The sequence below is a fragment of the Paenibacillus sp. FSL W8-0187 genome (genome assembly GCF_037969755.1).
GTDB lineage: Bacteria > Bacillota > Bacilli > Paenibacillales > Paenibacillaceae > Paenibacillus_AQ.
Map to the genome: position 1 here is coordinate 4,347,278 of NZ_CP150206.1, position 15,737 is coordinate 4,363,014.

A 15,737-nucleotide genomic window follows, 5' to 3' on the forward strand; every position below is an offset into this window, starting at 1 on the left:
ACTCCCCTCTAATACAGCGACTCGCCGGTCGCTTTCTTGCTGATGGTGTTTGCAATGGAAATCAGGAACAAGCCAACAACGGATTTGAACACCCCGATGGCGGTGGCATAGCTGTACTGCAGCTGCTGCAAGCCCGCTTTGTAAATGTACGTGTCCAAAATTTCGCTGGACTGGATGTTGAGCGGGTTCTGAAACACGAATACGCGTTCAAACCCGTAATCCATGAAGTCCCCGATCTTGAGCAGGAACAGGATCGTGATCACGGGAAGCAGCGCTGGCAGGGTAATGCTGAGGGTCTGGCGCCATCTTCCCGCTCCATCAATTTCGGAGGCTTCGTAGAGATCCGGATTTATGCCTGCGAGCGCCGCCAGATAAATGATGGTCCCCCATCCGACATCTCTCCATAATCCGGAGCCCACCAATACCGTTCGAATGTAGGAATCTTCACCAAGGAAATAAATCGGCTCTATGCCGAACCAGCCGAGTATCACGTTCACGATCCCCGATGATGGGGACAGGATACCCACAAAGATACCGCTTACAATAACCCATGACAGAAAATGTGGCGCATAGAATATTGTCTGGACAATTTTCTTGTACACGACCTGACGAACCTCATTGAGCAATAAAGCCAGAACAATGGGGGCGGTAAAAGCAAACAGAATGTCATATGTACCCAGCAGAAGCGTATTACGCAGAATTTTCAAAAAATCATAGTGCTGGAACATGCGCCCAAAGTGCTCAAGACCCACCCAGGGACTTCCCGTTACGCCCGCAAACAAATTGTAGTTCTGGAATGCGATCACGGAGCCCATTAACGGAACATATTTGAATAATCCGAAGAACAGCAGTCCCGGCAGCGATATGAAGTACAGCGCCCTGTATTTCCACATGAAGCCAAGTAATCTTCTCCCTTTATCGAGCTTTCCCACCAGATTCGGGCTTACCGCTGCTTTGCTTGGCTCGGCCATCTGTCATCACCTCTTGTTTCTCAAATTGGCCGGTGCGTTGTCATCTATCGGAATTTCGTCAAACCGGATGCTGATAAATTCAGGCTCCCGGTCAATGATCCGCGACAGCTCCTTTGTAAAAACATCAACGATTTCGTTTTTCTGCTCATCCGTGCGTCCTTCGTACATTTTAATCGTAATTTGCGGCATCGGCTTATCGCCTCCTTAGGTAATGGATATGATGAATATCCTTATCCTATAAGTTTTCATGACCGGGCAGCAATGGAGGAAGATCGGTTCCTTTGTGTTTTTTTTAGGTGGTTCGAAAGGCTTGTGTTTTTTTAAGATCGGCTTGTTATTTCAATAGTTCTTAAGCGGTTGGTATAGAATTCCGAAGCGTTCTGTGGAACAATGGTTCAAAGCAGATGCCAACTCGGGCCGCTCGATGCCATCAGTTATGGGAGGTTAGCGATGAACGGACAAGTTAAGGAAGAGGTAACAACCTATGGGTCGTTATGGGGGAAACTGGAAAAGAAAGTAATGCGTATGACGGGACAGCTACAAGACAAAGTTCCCCATGCGACAAAGAACGGGATCTATGATTCCACCCGGATCGATTGGTGGACCTCCGGTTTTTGGCCGGGAATGCTCTGGATCATGTATGATATGACCAAGGAGCCGCAGTATAAGGAATGGGCTTGGGAATGGGATGTTCGACTTGAACAAGCGCTGATCGGGGACAGTAATTTTCATCACGATGTCGGCTTTCAATTTCTGCCGACAGCCGTCATCAAATATAAACTGACCGGCGATCCGGATGCCCGGCGGAGAGGATTGTTGGCCGCTACATTGCTGGCTGGGAGGTATAACCCGGTCGGGAAATTCATACGTGCTTGGAATCAGGTGAAACCAACCTCATGGAATCATGGGAATGAAGGCTGGTCCATTATCGACTCCACCATGAACCTCTCCCTTCTATTCTGGGCTTCCGAGGAGAGTGGCGACCCGAGATTCGCTCATATCGCCAGAGAGCAAGCCAATACGGTTGCCGAGTTTTTCATAAGACCGGACGGCTCCGTTCGGCACATCTGCCGATTTGATCCGTTGACGGGAGAATATCTGGAGTCGCTGGGAGGACAAGGCTATGGACCGGAATCTGCATGGAGCCGTGGAGCGGCATGGGCATTGCATGGCATGGCTAATACCTATCGTTATACCCGCGATATACGGTATCTTGAAGCCGCCAAGCGGGTTGCCCATTTCTTCATAGCTTCCCTTGAGGAGGATTCCATACCCCGCTGGGATTTCCGTGCGGAGCGCAAGGAGATGGGACCATCCGATCGTGAAGAGACGGAATCGACCCCGATGACTTCCGAACCACGGGATACGTCAGCAGCATCCTGCGCTGCTTCCGGTCTACTTGAAATCGCGGACTTGGTGCCTTTAACCGAAAGCGCTCTGTACCGCCAAAGTGCCCTGCGTATCATCGACTCCTTGACGGCCCATTACGCCGAATGGGATGACCCCGCGTATGAAGGCATCCTGAAGGAAGCCACGGGACATCTGCCTGCAGGACAAAATATAAATGTCTCGCTTATCTATGGCGATTACTATTATGTTGAGAGCGCAGCCAAGTTAATGGGATGGAAAAACCGGATCTTCTGATCCGGTTTTTTGCATGTCCATTCATCTATTCTTCTTTCGGAATCCGGATATAGAAGCAGCTCCCGCCGGCAATCTCATCTCCGCTTTCGGCCCACACTTGACCGCCATGAGCGGAAACCAGCTGCTTGACGATAGCCAGCCCCATCCCGCTTCCGCCGCTTAACCGATTCCTTGACTTATCGCCCCGATACAGCCTTTCGAAAATATACGGCAGATCGGAGGAAGAAATCCCCTGACCTGAATCTCTGATTCGAATCAGGGCATTTGCCCCTTCGTCCACGAGCTCGGCTTGTACCGTTCCGCCAGCTGGCGTGTAGTGTAAGGCATTACTTAACATATTGATTAGAACCTGGAGCATCCGGTCGGCATCCACCTCGGCTAGGATCGGCGAACCGCTGACATATTGCAGGTCCACCTTTTTTTCTTGATACATTGCTGCCGCCAAGGTGATGGCCCTCTCCATAATTTGACCAAGCTCCTGCTTGGATCGGGATAGTTGAAACTCCGGCGATTCCATATCGTGCAAATCCTCGAGCTCCGTGACAAGCTGAATCAATCGATCAATCTCTTTCAGGCACGTTTGAAACCGATCTGCGGTCGGCTCCCATATGCCATCCTCAAGTGCACGGGTGTGACTCTTTAATGTGGTTAACGGCGTTCGCAGTTCATGTGCGATATCTTGGGTCATATTCCTGCGAAGCAACTCCTGCTTCTGTAACTGCACAGCCAGCTCGTTCAGCGAAGAGCCAAGTCCCGCGATTTCATCGTACCCTTTGGTTGTCACACGGATGTCCCACTTCCCCCGCGTCATCATTTCAGCCGCTCGCTTCATCTGGACGAGGGGGGCCGATATTCTCCTTGCAACATATATGCCTATTACGGAAGCAATCGCAATGGATAAGAGACATGTCAAAATGATGGATTGCATCTGCGCCTGCTCCAAATGATAATTCAGCTCAGCCATTCCATCATGCACGGATGATTGCTGCTGGAACATGGCTATATGATAATGGTTGGTCACAATATTGATCACGGTAAACATGATCAGAATCCCTGCCGTGATACTGATGATGATGGCGGCAAGCCTCAGGTCCAGCCGATGCTTCAAGCCCCATCACCTCCAAAGCGGTATCCGAATCCGTAAACGGTAATGATATACTTGGGCTGCTTAGGATCGGATTCAATCTTTTGCCTCAGATTCTTGATATGCTGATCAATAATGCGGATGTCGCCGATAAAGTCATAGCCTAACACGCGATCAACCAATTCTTCGCGCGAGAAATTGCGCTGGGGGTACTTGGCCAACAGAAGCAGCAGTTTGTATTCGCTTGGCGTCAAGTTTACGACCTGTCCATGGCAGGTAACTTCGTGTTTCATCGAATGAATGGCCAGCGCGCCTTGGTGATATACAATAACGTCCGCCAGCAGCTTGCTGTCATCTCCCCGTCTCAAGACGGCCTTGACTCTTGCCACAACTTCCCGAGGATCGAACGGCTTCACGATATAATCATCGGCCCCGATGGCAAACCCGCCAATCCGGCTGCTCTGGGCCACCTTAGCCGTTAACATGATAATGGGTACCGAGCTGAACGTACGAATTTCCTGACATATCCGCTCACCATCCATATCCGGAAGCATGAGGTCCAGTATGACAAGATCGACGGATTGCTCTCGCAGGAAATCGAACGCTTCGGCACCGTTGGCCGCTTCCAGCGTCAGATAATGTTCTTTGTTCAGGTAAGATACAAGAACTTCTCGAATATTCGGTTCATCATCCACGATTAATATGGTCTTCATCTGGTTTCTCCTTATTGAATCCTTCGTCAGTACAAATCAACTTTAACATAAGACCTCATTGTAACTGAAACTTGTGAAGATTCAATGAGGATGAACCAAGAAGCCCATAACATTCATGGGTGTTGCTGTTATTGCGTTGAAGTTCGTGTCATAACATGGCCGCTGTGATTTGGGTCTTCAGATAAGAGACGCTTTGCGGCACCTGACGTTCATGCAGGCCATGAAGAATAAGCGGACCCCTGACATGATAAGCGTGCAGCAATTTCATGTAAGCTTTATAATCCAGTTCACCGGTTCCTGCAGCCGTATAATGGAGTCCGTTTACGGTCGAATAATCCTTGGCATGTGCAATAATGACATGTTCGCTGAGCAGTGACAGCGCTTGATCGATAACTTCTGCCAGGGGTCTCCTCTCCGTCGGACTGAACAAGTTCGCTGCATCCAGAACGACCTTTAACCGGGGAGAATCCATCGTATCCAGCAGCCGTCTGGCTTTGACCGCATCGCTGATCACATTGGCCGGCTCAGGTTCAATAGCCAGTTCCAGCTCGAACTCCTCTGCCATATTCACTAATTCACGCAGGGTCGTTAGCAGGTCATCCCATGCTTCCGATGATTCGTTGTCCGGATGTGCCCTCCACATATTGTCCTTATCCCTTGTGCCTGTGCACAGGGTAATGACGGACGTCCCCATTGAATGGCACATCGCTGCCAAATGGCGAAACCGGCGAATGTCATGCTGGCGTAACCCCTGATCCGGGTGAATCATATTGAAAGTTCCGGATACTGCGGCTATATGTAGATGCCGTTTCTCACATTCTTCTCTTATATGCACCGCGGTTTCCAGATCGATCTCGTCCGGCAGTGATGGGAGACCCGCGCAGGTAAGATTGAATTGAATCACACTCAGTCCGTTTGCTTTCACTGCGTCCAAATTCCCCTCCAATGTAGGTCGTTCAAACGTCTTGGAGAAGATGCCCAGCCTCATGCCTCATACACCTCCCGTTACATCAGCCAGCTTCACCGTATTCCCGCTCTCCACCGATCGTGCAATTGCCGCCATGGCACGCATGGCTGCCACTCCATCCTCTAGATTGGCCCCTCGCATGGGTGCCTGCTCCATAATCGTATCCGCAAAGGCTTCAACCTGCAGCTTGAAGAAATGCGCATCTTCCCCGAGCGGACGATGATAACAACCGTCGCGTGAGGAGAATACCTCGACGTCGCTGGACTTAAAAAGCCAAGGATTATAGGTCTTGCCAATAACGCTTCCGTGTTCGCCGTAGATCTGAAAGCCCTCATGCCAGTCCATCCGCACGGCAACCGTTAGATCCAGATGTCCTACAGCGCCCGAGGCATACTGCACCGTGACAAACCAGTTATACGCTCCGAACTTTTGCGTGTTCCAGGCTGTAACGCTATTCATCTCTCCACCTAAAAATCGAGCCGTATCCACCAGATGGCTGCCATGTGTTAGCATGAAGTAACGCAGCTTATCCAGCTTGGGATTGCCTTCCGGCCTTAAGGCATTCGGACTAAGCTGCACCATGGGCTTCACGTTCTCGGTGACCGTATACCGGTAGGTTGAGTCGCAGTACCATGCTTTCAACGCCAGCATCTCACCCATTTCTTGATCAATAAACTGCTTGGCATAAGCAATGCCCGGGTCAAAGCGCTTCATATTGCCGATTTGGACAATACATCCAGAATGCCGCGCCTTCCGCTGCAATTCCTCACACTCTTCTACGGTGACGCCAAGAGGCTTCTCCACTAGAACATGTTTTCCTGCTTCGATGGCTTTAAGAGCGGCTTGCACGTGAAATTGATCCGCGATGCCAATGATGACAGCCTCCACCCCAGGATCGGCGAGCATTTTATCATAATCATTGTAGATCTTGGTTGGCTGGTGGATTTCGGCCATGCGGTTGAGCAGATCCTCAGCGACATCGCATATCACGTATAGCCTGGCATTGCGCGCTCTCCGGCAAGCCTCGAAATGTCCGTACTGCGATATGGGGCCGCAGCCCAGCACGCCGATATTTAAAACCTTCTTATCCATGATCATAACAGCACCTCCTGTAATGGATGATTATAAGAAAAACGTCTATCGACGTACTTTCTCGGAAGACAGACCGCGGTTAGAGGAAGTTTTTCTTGCGATATCGGAAGGCCCAAGCCTCGAAGTTTATACTTCCTGATATCTAAAGAAAAACGTCTATCGACGTACTTTCTCGGAAGACAGACCGCAGTTAGAGGAAGTTTTTCTTGCGATATCAGGAAGGCCCAAGCCTCGAAGTTTATACTTCCTGATATCTAAAGAAAAACGTCTATCGACGTACTTTCTCGGAAGACAGACCGCGGTTAGAGGAAGTTTTTCTTGCGATATCAGGAAAGCCCAAGCCTCGAAGTTTATACTTCCTGATATCTAAAGAAAAACGTCTATCGACGTACTTTCTCGGAAGACAGACCGCGGTTAGAGGAAGTTTTTCTTGCGATATCAGGAAGGCCCGTGCTTCGGAGTTTATACTTTTGATATCTAAAGAAAAACGTCTATCGACGTACTTTCTCGGAAGACAGACCGCGGTTAGAGGAAGTTTTTCTTGCGATATCAGGAAGGCCCGTGCTTCGAAGTTTATACTTCCTGATATCTAAAGAAAAACGTCTATCGACGTACTTTCTCAGAAGACAGACCGCGGGTATAGGATGTTTTTCTTGCGATATCAGGAAGGCCCAAGCCTCGAAGTTTATACTTCCTGATATCTGTACAAAAGCCGCGGGATATATTCCAGCGGCTTCTTTTCCTTTTATTTTTTGGCCATATATTTGCGAATATCAAATGCGACCGCTGCCACAATAATAAGCCCTTTAATGATCAATTGCCAGTATGGGCTGACACCGATAAAGGTTAATCCGTAATTGATGACGCCGAAGATAAGAACCCCGGCCATCACACCTGGCACCGTACCGATGCCTCCCGCAGTGGATACCCCGCCAACCACGCATGCGGCAATCGCATCCAGTTCATACATGTTGCCGTAGTTATTCGTCGCACCGCCGGTTCTCGCAGCCTCCAGCACACCGGCGATGCCGTACAACGCACCTGAAATAGCGTAGATCGCTATGAGATTACGAGCTACATTAATCCCCGATACATGCGCCGCTTGCACGTTGCCGCCGATCGCATACATATTTTTGCCGAGCCGGGTTTTGTTGAATATCACCCAGCAGACGAATGCAACAAAGACGGCGATAATGACGATGTAGGGGAGAGAATATCCGCCGCCGAAATCGATGTAGCCGCTGCCCCACACGGTAAAGTCCGGTCTCAAGCCGCCAATCGGCTGGGATTGGTTCGGCTCCATATCAAAATAGATGGAATTGACGCCGTAAATGCCGACCATCGTACCGAGCGTCGCTATGAATGGCGGCACATGCAGTTTAGCCACAATGAAACCATTGATTAAACCAACGATAAGCCCCGCCAATATACCGATAAGGATCGGCAATACAACCGATACTTGGGGCAGGTCCGGGAAGAAGCGGTTTGCGTATACATCCGTTTGCAGCATGGAAGCCGATACGACCGCCGTTAAACCGACAACGCGTCCTGCGGAGAGATCAACCCCGCCGGTGATCAGAATAAATGCCGCGCCAAGCGCGATAATTAATCGGGTGGAGGATTGCTGCAAAATATCCCGCAGCGTGGAGAAGGCCAGAAAGTTTGGATCTGCGACGGCAATCCCGATAACAAGCAATATCAATACAACGAATATGGCGCGCTGCGCCAAATAATCTTTCACCTTACCGATGGTTTGCGTATTCATCGACTTCCCCTCCCGAATCAGCTGACCGCTGCTGTGCGGCAAGCCGCATGATTTCCTCTTCGCTTGCTTCCTGCCCTGCGAGTATTCCCGTCAGCCGCCCTTCGCTCATCACCATGATTCGGTCGGACATTCCGAGCAGCTCGGGCATTTCGGAGGAAATCATAATAATGCTCTTTCCTTGCTTGGCTAACTCTGTAATGATCGAATAAATCTCGAACTTGGCGCCGACATCGATTCCACGGGTCGGTTCATCCAGCAGAAGGATTTCAGGCTCGGTCAGAAGCCATCTCGCCAGCAGCACCTTCTGCTGGTTGCCGCCCGACAGGTTCCGAATCTGGGTATGGACTGAGGGAGTTTTGGTTCTCAGCTGCTCCACGTTCGTTCGCGCATCCTCGATTCCTCTGCGTTCATTTAACAGGAACGCCCAATTCTGATACCTTTGAAGATTGGCAATGACGGTATTCTCATAGACCGAGAGAACCGGAAATATGCCGGTAACTCTGCGCTCTTCCGTCAGCAGCGCCATATTATTTTTCTTGGCATCCGAGGGTGATTTGATCTTTACTGGCTTCCCGTTTATCGATATGGTTCCGGAAGCTACTGGACGAAGCCCGAATATAGCTTCAACCAATTCCGTTCGCTGTGCGCCGACAAGGCCGCCAACGCCCAGAATCTCTCCCCGTCTTAGCTCGAAGGACACATTCTGAAACGATTTCGGATTCGTGGAGCTTAATTGGTGGACCTGCATTCGGGTTTCGCCGGGAACGTTGGTCCGTTCCGGATAGCGCTCCGTCAGGTCCCGCCCCACCATGCGGGTGATAATCAAATCGGTTGTCAGCTCGCCGGCTTGCCAGGTGCCCACATACTTCCCATCGCGCATGATCGTCACGTCATCGGATATGCGCAAAATCTCTTCCATTTTGTGCGAGATGTAGACGATGGACACGCCTTGAGAACGCAGCCTGTTCATCATGCTGAACAGATGCTCCACTTCATTGCCTGTCAGCGAGGAGGTCGGTTCGTCCATGACAATGACCTTGGAGCGATAGGATACCGCTTTGACGATTTCCAGCGATTGGATTTTGGATACGGAGAGCGCACCTGTTCTTGCCCTGGGATCCATATCGATATCGAGCTCGCGGAACAGACGGAGCGTATCTTCTGCCATCTGTTTCTCATTCACGAATTTCAAAGGCCAGAAGCCCGTCACCGGAAATCTTCCCAGCCATATATTCTCCATCACGTTGCGGTGCGGCACGGGATGAAGTTCCTGATGGATCATGGAAATTCCGTGATTCAGTGCATCCTTGGAGCTGTTGATGGTTACCTTGCTGCCGTTCAAATAAATATCGCCTTCATCAGGCTTGTATATGCCGAACAAACATTTCATCAACGTTGATTTACCTGCCCCGTTCTCGCCCATAAGAGCATGCACGGTGCCTGGTCTCACCTTGAATGTTACGTCGTTTAGCGCCTGAACGCCGGGAAACGCCTTCGATATATTCCGCATCTCCAGCACATACGGTTCCGTCACCTTCGGGATACCTCCTTCGCTAGCCGGGATCGAAAAAAGCCGAATATAAAGGGACAACGCTTCGATTAGCCGCTGCCCCTTCCTATAACCCTGCTATTATTTCGCGTCGGCGATATTGTCCTTCGTTATTTTTTTGTAAGCGATCCATACGTATTTGCCGTCGGTAATATCAAATCCGGTGTTGTCCTTGTTCGGCGTTTCCCCTTTGGATAGTGCTGCGGCAATCGCAACAGATGCTTTGCCCTGGCTCTTGGCATCATTAAGCACGGTGCCGAGAAGCGTGCCATCTTCCAGCGCCTGAATAGCCGGAGCTGTCGCATCTACGCCTACGACCGGCATATATTTGTCGCCGCTGAAGTAACCTGCTGCTTTCAATGCCTCAATAGCGCCGAGCGCCATATCGTCATTGTTGGCCAGAACCGCTTCAATCTTGTCGCCATGGGATGCAAGGAAGGCTTGCATCTTTTCCTGTCCTTTCACGCGGTCCCACATGGCGGTATCCACCGCTAGCGCTTCGACTTCTATCCCCGCATCTTGAATCGCCTGTACGGAGAATTTGGTCCTCAGCTCGGCATCCTGATGACCCGGCTCACCCTGCAGCAAGACATACTGCAGCTTACCATCCCCGTTCTTGTCCGCCTTCGGATTGGCCTTCCAATAATCGACAATAAGCTGACCCGAAATCGTTCCGGATTCCTCCGCTTTTGCCCCTACGTAATACACCTTATCCCATTTGTTCATGTCTTCCGCGATCGGCTCCCGATTCAAGAAGACCACTGGTGTATTCGCAGTTTTAGCCTTATCGATAATGACACCGGCCGCCGTCCGATCCACCGGGTTGATAATCATGGAGCTGTATTTCTTTGAAATAAACAGATCGATTTTCTCATTTTGAGTTGGCTGCGCATTTTGGCTATCCACGATATCCAGTTTGGCTACGCCATTCGCTGCATCGGACATCGCATTCCGAACGCCTGTCATGAACGTGTCGTCAAACTTATAAATCGCCACCCCGACTTGAGGGGTGCTGCCACCCGCCGCTTCACTTCCCTTGCTATCGCTGCCGGTTGAACTGCTCCCGCCGTTATTGCATGCCGCCGTGGTCAGCATCATGCCAGCCATAAGGATTATCAGCCATTTCTTCTTCACCTGGGTTGACCTCCCTTTTTTCATTCGAATTTTCAGTGACGGGTACGGCATTTATATGCCATATCTCACTGTCTACCGCCATTATGCCGCAATGCTCCTGACATTCGAATTCAAAATCCTCCTGCTTTCTAGCAAAATTCTCATCACTTTACTTCTAAGCATCGCATCTTCTTTACTTCACAAATGGAAATAGCACCTTCTGATTATCCATCCAGAACATGTTGTCGGCATCAATTACCTTGGTCTCAAGCACAATCGGCTTGTCATATTTCGAACCATCTAAGACCTTCACGGCCTGTTCTACTCCCAGATAACCCGTGCTGAACCCGTTCTGCACAACGAGCTTATGAAGGATGCCATCCTGCAGAAGCTGAAGCTGCTCCAGATCACTTCCGAAGGTGACAATCTTGATCTTCCCCTGAACTTTCCTTCTCGCGACTTCTTTGGCCGCTCCCAAGGAAGCCTGAATATCAAGTGCCAGAATCCCGTCGACCGATTCCCGGTCCAGCAGCTGCTTGGCTGCCTGCCAGCATGCATCTTCACGTTTGCCGCACGCAGCTCCGTCCGCGATTTGAATCCCGCTCATTTCCGACAGTACACTTTTGGCGCCCTCTTCGCGGGCCATTAGGTCGGGATCCTCCCTGTCGGATCGAAGTATGGCGATAACACCCCGACCTTCAAGTAAGTCAGCCAACTGCTCACCCGCCTTGCGTCCGGCGACCTCATTATTGATTGCAATGGCGGACAGGACACCTGTGGTCATTCGCTCATCATTCAAAGCAATGACGGGGACATCAGCCGCTGATGCCTGATCCCCTAATTTCTGCAGTACGGCTTCGGATGCCGGATCAATCAAAATCGCGGAGGAGCCTTTCTCCAGCACCTTCAATGCAGCTTGCAGTTGCTCCGCTTCATCGTCACTTGGCTCCAGCGGGATATAATCGAGCACCAATCCGTTTTCCTTGGCAGCCGCCTCGGCGCCTAATCGGATGGCATCCCCCTGCTCTTCGGCGTGTATGGGAGCCACGAGGGCAATATGCCGGAGTTCGGTTTCATTCTCATCCATGGTTGCGCCTGATGCACACGATGTTAATAGGAACGAGGTTAGGATAAGCACTACGAGACAGCCCTTAGGTACAACCGGTATCCGTACCACATGATGAATTCTAATCATTCTCCCGCCCCTCCCCCTTGTCGTGAATGACCGGAATCCGTATGCGAACGGTAGTGCCCACTTCGAGCTCGCTCTCAAATTCCAGACCGTAACGATGCCCATAATACAATTGGATGCGGTCATGAACATTTCGAACGGCCACACCAGAGCCTGCCGTATTGATAAATGGAGCCGGATTTTGACGTAGCGCTTCAACCTCTAATATCCTTTCAACCATCTCGGGAGACATCCCGACTCCATTGTCCTTCACCGTCATCTCCAATAGGTCGCCTTTGATAGCTGCCGTTATGTGAATATGTCCATGATCCACCATATACTCGATGCCATGTACGATGGCATTCTCAATTAAGGGCTGAAGCACCAGCTTTAGCGTGTAATAAGACTGCGCTGCTTCATCCGCTTCGATCTTAAAATCGAATTTCTGTTTATATCTCATCTGCTGGATGGTCAAATAATGCCTTGCATGTTCCAGTTCCTCACGGACGCTTATCGATGTCTTCCCTTTACTCAAGCTCAAACGAAACAGCCTCGACAAGGAAGTAATCATCGTAATGACCTCCTCCTTCTTGCTCATGCCGACCATGCGGACCACCGAATTCAAGGTGTTATATAAAAAATGCGGGTTGATCTGAGCCTGCAAAGCTTCCAGCTCGTATCTACGCTTCGATTCCTGCTCCTTCACAATCTGCTTCATGAGCTGCCTGATCTTATCCAGCATTAGATTGAAGCGGCTGGACAACTGTACCACTTCCAGCGGCCCCTGCAGCGGGAGCTCCACGTTGAAATCGCCCCGTTCCACTGCCTTCATCGTTCTGCCCATCCGGCGGATCGGGCGGGTCAGCATAGCCGAGAGAATTAGGGAGACCACGATGGCAAGCACCAGAACAATCGCCACAACCTGAACCAGATAGCGATTGACCTCTTCCCTTGTTGTCATGATTTCATCCAAATAGGAAACCCCAACGATTTTCCATCCGATATTAACGACCGACTTCACCGTATTCAGCCGCTTGACTCCATCCGATTCATCAATGTAACTGTCCGAAGAAGTAAGTGCCCGTTCTACGCTCTCATTCCGAAGCCCCATGTAAATTAACTGCTGCTGGGGATGATACACAATGTTTCCCGCTCCTTCATCGATGATGTACGCATACCCCCGCTTACCCAGGCTAATGCGGCTGCTCAGCTCATCGATTTTCTTGAAGTTGATATCCACCAGCAGAATGACATACGTCGGCTCTCCGTTATGAACAACCGTAATTCCTTTGCTCATCGTGACCACCCATTTAAATGTATGGTCGTACAAATTCTGCACATGCGGCAGCGAGAAGCTCAGATGGTCGGAGACTCTCATGGCCGAGTGAAACCAGCTCTGCTCCGTCACCCGGGCGCTGGGCTTAACCGGCATGGCCGGGTGGTTCCTCAGCATATCGCCCTGTTCATTAAATAAAGCGATGGAGACAATGTCATCCCGACTTCGCATGATGGTGTTCAGCTGTTGAGTCACCTGCTCATCATCCCATTGCCCGTCCGCGAGCATATTTTCCTCAATGGCCCGATACAGCTGTGCCATCCCGTCCACATAATCCTCGAGATTATAGCTGACCTGATCCACGATTTGCTGGGCATTCAAAAACACGCTTTGCTCCGCCGAACGTGAGAATTTATTGAACAACAGAACGGCTACCACGATCACGATAAGCAGAATAAATGCCGAGAAGGACCACATGATGATCGATTGAATGCTGTGTGCGCGAAATCGCCTAACCCATCGCTGAATGGTTGGTTTAAACGAGTCCCGCTTAGCATACGTGATTTTCACCGAGTTCTACCCCCTCGCTTGTGTCCGGTATTCCTTGGGTGAGATGCCGACCTGCTTCTTGAAGCAGAAGCTGAAATAATTCGGATCTGCAAATCCGACACGCTCCGCGATTTCGAACGCTTTAAGTTCCGATGATCGAAGAAGCTCTTTGGCCGTTTCCATCCGAAGCTGCATCAAATACTGCACGTAGGTCATTTTGACTTCTCTTTTGAACACAGCGCTAAAATAGCCTGTACTGATATGAAGCTGCACGCACAGCTTCTGCAGCGATAGCTCCGAGTCACCGTAATGCTCCCGGGTATATTGGAGTGCCTTCTCCACGATGTCTTTGTACGCATGCTGCCTGGAGCTGGCGATATGCTTGCGTATAGTCAAACAGACGTCCTGAAGCCAGGCTTTAGCCTCCTGCAATCCGGAAAACTTGAAGATCTCCGCATGCAGTTGAGACCCTGCGCCGAACAACGCCTCGATCTCAATCCCGGATTCTTGAGCCGATCTCAATATAGCCGTTACAACCTCCAAAAGGTATACCTGAACGTCCTGAATGGTACAGGAGGCACCCATGAGTTCATCAAATATGTGCGAGATTGCTTCAGTTAATTCCTCTTCCGTTCCGAGTTTTAGACTGCGGATCAGCGCTTGCTCCTTTAATTCATCCAGACGAACTCCCTCCGGTCTCGGGCGCTCAACATCATCAATGAAGATGACTTTCTCGGCACCAAGAATCAACCGGTAGTCGAGCGCCAGCAGCGCATCCTGATAGGAATACTTAAGGTCGGACAGATTCCGCACCATAGAGCCCACTCCAATCGTAACCGGGAGCTTCAAATAATGAAGAATGCTTTTTAACAAGCGGTCAAGTGTCACCTGCAGCTCGCTAAACCACACTTCGTCTTCGCTCTCGTCATTCATAATCAACAGCACAATGCTGTCCTGATATATGAATACGCTTCCAAAAAATTCGGGATCCAGAAGCTCCTTAGCAATGTTCAGCATGGCATGCAGCATTAAATCCAAGTCTCCCGAATGGCGAAGGGAAGTTGAGGACGTATGCTCCTTATCTACAGAAGCGGGATATAATGCCATAACGGCAGCCAGGTAACTCCCCCCATTCAAAGACAAACCGTAATTTCGAGTCTTCTCCTCAATGATCGAGCGGGGCAATTTCCGGGTGAGCAGAGACGCAAGAAACGATTCCCGAAGCAAAGGCAGGCTCGTGCGGTAATGCTCCTTCAACTGGCGCACATCCTCACGCTCCGTAACCTCCATATCGATCTTGTCTTTGATCTTCCCCAATAGCTCCGTGAAGCTTTCGGCAGAGAATGGCTTCAGCAAATACTCGTCCACGCTGAGCGTAATCGCTTGACGGGCATAATCAAATTCATCGTATCCGGTTAAGATCACGATTTTGCACAGCGGCTGAAACTCTCTGAGCCACGAGGCCAGCTGGAGCCCATCCTGAAACGGCATACTGATATCGGTAATGACGACATCCGGCTCCAATCGCTCCGCAAGCTCCATGGCCTCTCTCCCGTTCTCCGCCGTTCCCTCGATCGTAAATCCACAGGCTCCCCACTGGATTTCCTGCACGAGTCCCTCCCTAACATCGGCTTCATCGTCCACTAACAGCACTTTATACAAGGCAACCTCTCCTGTTCTAATCTGTCAAATTAGTTAAAAGAATCTAATGTGATCTTACCCCGGCGCATCCAAATTTGGAATGCATCTTTTTTCAAGCTTGATGAAGCAAAAAAAAGAACGAATGCATGGCTCTTGAACAACAGAATGATTTCTGTTCATTAAGTCATGATTCGTTCTGATT

The 15,737-nt window shown here is 50.2% G+C and carries 13 protein-coding genes; 1 reads left to right on the forward strand and 12 read right to left on the reverse strand.

Annotated elements, in window-relative coordinates:
* Positions 1-8: 8 nt before the first annotated feature.
* Positions 9-971, reverse strand: a complete 963-nt coding sequence (locus MKY48_RS19365; RefSeq protein ID WP_339290416.1) for an ABC transporter permease subunit — start codon at positions 969-971, stop codon at positions 9-11.
* A 6-nt stretch (positions 972-977) separates the two neighbouring features.
* A complete protein-coding gene (locus MKY48_RS19370; protein WP_076321763.1) occupies positions 978-1,160 on the reverse strand; it encodes a tautomerase family protein in 183 nt (60 codons plus the stop codon).
* Between the two features lie 261 nt (positions 1,161-1,421).
* Here MKY48_RS19370 and MKY48_RS19375 point away from each other — a divergent pair, with 261 nt between their 5' ends.
* Positions 1,422-2,615, forward strand: coding sequence for a glycoside hydrolase family 88 protein (locus tag MKY48_RS19375; protein WP_339290418.1), 1,194 nt, complete (start codon positions 1,422-1,424; stop codon positions 2,613-2,615).
* Positions 2,616-2,640: 25 nt separating this feature from the next.
* On the opposite strand, the gene MKY48_RS19380 is transcribed toward MKY48_RS19375, so the two are convergent.
* The 10 genes from MKY48_RS19380 to MKY48_RS19425 all read right to left on the reverse strand — a co-directional run bounded on the left by MKY48_RS19380 (position 2,641) and on the right by MKY48_RS19425 (position 15,556).
* The gene (locus MKY48_RS19380; RefSeq protein ID WP_339290420.1) at positions 2,641-3,723 is read right to left on the reverse strand and encodes an ATP-binding protein; all 1,083 of its coding nucleotides are present in this window, start codon (positions 3,721-3,723) and stop codon (positions 2,641-2,643) included.
* Positions 3,720-4,412: a response regulator transcription factor gene (locus MKY48_RS19385; RefSeq protein ID WP_339290422.1), complete on the reverse strand. Its 693-nt coding sequence runs from the start codon at positions 4,410-4,412 to the stop codon at positions 3,720-3,722. Before MKY48_RS19385 ends, MKY48_RS19380 begins: the two co-directional genes overlap by 4 nt.
* 148 nt (positions 4,413-4,560) lie before the next feature.
* A complete protein-coding gene (locus tag MKY48_RS19390) occupies positions 4,561-5,400 on the reverse strand; it encodes a sugar phosphate isomerase/epimerase (protein WP_339290424.1) in 840 nt (279 codons plus the stop codon).
* A gap of 3 nt (positions 5,401-5,403) precedes the next feature.
* Complete coding sequence (locus MKY48_RS19395; protein ID WP_339290426.1) at positions 5,404-6,477, reverse strand: Gfo/Idh/MocA family oxidoreductase; 1,074 nt, start codon at positions 6,475-6,477, stop codon at positions 5,404-5,406.
* Positions 6,478-7,216: 739 nt separating this feature from the next.
* On the reverse strand, positions 7,217-8,236 hold the full coding sequence (mglC, locus tag MKY48_RS19400) for a galactose/methyl galactoside ABC transporter permease MglC (protein WP_326094247.1): 1,020 nt from the start codon (positions 8,234-8,236) through the stop codon (positions 7,217-7,219).
* Positions 8,214-9,770 carry a sugar ABC transporter ATP-binding protein gene (locus tag MKY48_RS19405; RefSeq protein ID WP_339290427.1) on the reverse strand — a complete coding sequence of 519 codons (1,557 nt, stop codon included), beginning with the start codon at positions 9,768-9,770 and terminating at the stop codon, positions 8,214-8,216. The genes mglC and MKY48_RS19405 overlap by 23 nt, the downstream gene beginning before the upstream one ends.
* Positions 9,771-9,866: 96 nt before the next feature.
* Positions 9,867-10,919, reverse strand: coding sequence for a galactose ABC transporter substrate-binding protein (locus tag MKY48_RS19410; RefSeq protein WP_076321771.1), 1,053 nt, complete (start codon positions 10,917-10,919; stop codon positions 9,867-9,869).
* A 172-nt stretch (positions 10,920-11,091) separates the two neighbouring features.
* The gene (locus MKY48_RS19415) at positions 11,092-12,093 is read right to left on the reverse strand and encodes a substrate-binding domain-containing protein (RefSeq protein WP_339290429.1); all 1,002 of its coding nucleotides are present in this window, start codon (positions 12,091-12,093) and stop codon (positions 11,092-11,094) included.
* The gene (locus MKY48_RS19420) at positions 12,086-13,915 is read right to left on the reverse strand and encodes a sensor histidine kinase (protein WP_339290430.1); all 1,830 of its coding nucleotides are present in this window, start codon (positions 13,913-13,915) and stop codon (positions 12,086-12,088) included. The genes MKY48_RS19415 and MKY48_RS19420 overlap by 8 nt, the downstream gene beginning before the upstream one ends.
* Before the next feature lie 6 nt (positions 13,916-13,921).
* Complete coding sequence (locus MKY48_RS19425; RefSeq protein WP_339290431.1) at positions 13,922-15,556, reverse strand: response regulator; 1,635 nt, start codon at positions 15,554-15,556, stop codon at positions 13,922-13,924.
* Positions 15,557-15,737: the final 181 nt, after the last annotated feature.